Origin of the sequence: Okeania sp. SIO2B9 (assembly GCF_010672505.1) — a bacterium.
GTDB classification, from domain to species: domain Bacteria; phylum Cyanobacteriota; class Cyanobacteriia; order Cyanobacteriales; family Microcoleaceae; genus Okeania; species Okeania hirsuta.
Genome location: NZ_JAAHGK010001322.1, coordinates 1 through 2,062 on the forward strand (window position 1 = coordinate 1; position 2,062 = coordinate 2,062).

2 protein-coding genes are annotated in these 2,062 nt (G+C 36.6%); both read left to right on the top strand.

Features of this window, described 5'->3' with window-relative positions; all coding sequences use genetic code 11:
• The first annotated feature begins 745 nt into the window (after positions 1–745).
• The gene (locus F6K13_RS30295; RefSeq protein WP_124146707.1) at positions 746–1,045 is read left to right on the top strand and encodes a hypothetical protein; all 300 of its coding nucleotides are present in this window, start codon (positions 746–748) and stop codon (positions 1,043–1,045) included.
• Between the two features lie 390 nt (positions 1,046–1,435).
• On the top strand, positions 1,436–1,768 hold the full coding sequence (locus F6K13_RS30300; protein WP_205127669.1) for a transposase: 333 nt from the start codon (positions 1,436–1,438) through the stop codon (positions 1,766–1,768).
• The last annotated feature ends 294 nt before the right edge of the window (positions 1,769–2,062 follow it).

The following is a 2,062-nucleotide window of genomic DNA, read 5'->3' on the forward strand; positions in this document are numbered from 1 at the left end:
CTGGTATTACCTAGTCATACTCCTGGAACAATAGGCAGAAAAATAAAATAAATCAAATATTACATTCAAGATAGTTGCACTATTGCGTAAGAGGTGCTAACCTTCTTGGTAAAAAAAGGTAACTATCTTGAATGTAATATTTGATTTATTTTATTTTTCTGCCTATTGTTCCAGGAGTATGACTAGGTAATACCAGACATGATATTTTTTTACTCTACAAAGTCAAAAGCTAATTTAGTTCAATCTATACAGTTTTTCTTCAAGTCCTGAAATAGTCGCCGGAGCATAAGGGCCACAGTTCGAGACCTGACTAGGTTAATAAACTTTTTACCCTTGGTCGAGTCTTTTTGAAGTTACTGTTTGTAATGCTCAAACTTGGCCACTATCTCCAAGCCTACTCTAGACGTTAGTCTTTTTCCATCGACCACGGTCAGACACCATAGATGTAGTTCCTTCGTGCCTAATGATGATCTAGCAGCGCTAAAGCGTTCTATGTCCCTTGATGACCTTGTCTGCTGATGACCTTTCCTCACTGCCAAAACCTAAACACGCACTCTCACTTTCAAACCGACTTAATGGGTAACAACGGATTAACAGCATCGCACGAGCTAACGGCGTAAGTTACATCTGGATGTCAATGAGGCCACTGGAGAGATTGTTAGCTGACCCGCCAATTCATCTCCGTTAATAATGCCAATTCCTCAGTTGAGAGATCACCCAGATTATTACTCGTAAGAATTAGGATTTGGTCCATACCAAAGATAAATTTCCTGAGTACAAATTAATTCATTCTCAGGTATGCCAGGATTGCATTAAACGGGTAAAACTAGCTTTTGATAGGTGGTTTAAAGCAGATAAAAACGGGCAGCGATTAGGCAAACCAAGGTTTAATGGAATTGGTCGTTATCGTAGTTTTACTTATCCTCAAATCAAACAAGATTGTCTGGAAGGAAACAAGATTAATTTACCCAAAATTGGCCTGGTAAAATTAATTCAACATCGACGATTACCAGATGGTTTTCACTCCTTTATCTGCTACGATTAGCCGTAAAGCTGATGGGTATTATGTAATAATACTTTGGAGGATAAATCAGTTCCTACGTTTAATTCTGATGTTAAACCCACAACAGAAAACACCCTAGGCATTGAGATGGGATTAAAAGATTTCTTGGTAACAAGCCATGGAGGATCAGTTCCAATTCCTCAATACTATCGCTCATCTCAAAAGCGATTAAAAACTCTACAGAAACGTTGATCTCTTAAAAAGAAAGGTAGTAAAAGATGGTTCAAAGCTCTTCTAGCTGTAGCCAAACAACATAAAAAGGTCGCCGATCAACGTAAAGACTTTCATTTTAAAACAGCCAATGAATTGTGATCAAAAGCGGATGTTATTGCCCATGAAAACTTAAACATAAAAGGACTAGCAAAGACCCGTTTGAGTAAATCAATTAACGATGCGATTTGGGGGACAATTCCTAACTATTTTGACTGTCAAAATGGATATCATCCTCAAAAAATTATGGAGGAGTTGAAAAAAGTTGCTCCGGCAATTCTGACGAATATTCCCTTGAAACTGTCGCCTAAACCATTAAAAGCTCAAAAGAATCAACAAGGCAAAACAGGATTTGTACCCGTCACAGCTAGGTGGGTGATAGAAAGAACCAATTCCTGGATGGAAAGATGTAATACCAATTTCAAAAAATATTGTTACAATAGAATAGGTATAAAATTATTAAGCGATCGCCACAGAGTAGTTGCGATCGCTTAACTACCAAAAACCAAAATAACCATATAAAAACTACCCATACTTGCTATAGAGTCAGGAGAGGTTTCAATTGCTGATTAATCAGGTTGTTCAGGAAAAAATTTATAAATTGCGATGGAAAACTTGCAGAACTTTAATGTCTAGAAAATAGTCATATAAATGCAATTGAACATTACTGCAGTCACAAAATAAGGAATAGGGAAGTAGATTACGAAAATCGAAAAAAAAGGCTAAAATTTAAGAATATATGCCTACAGTCACCTAGTTGATATCTGGCATATATTCTTAAATTTTAGA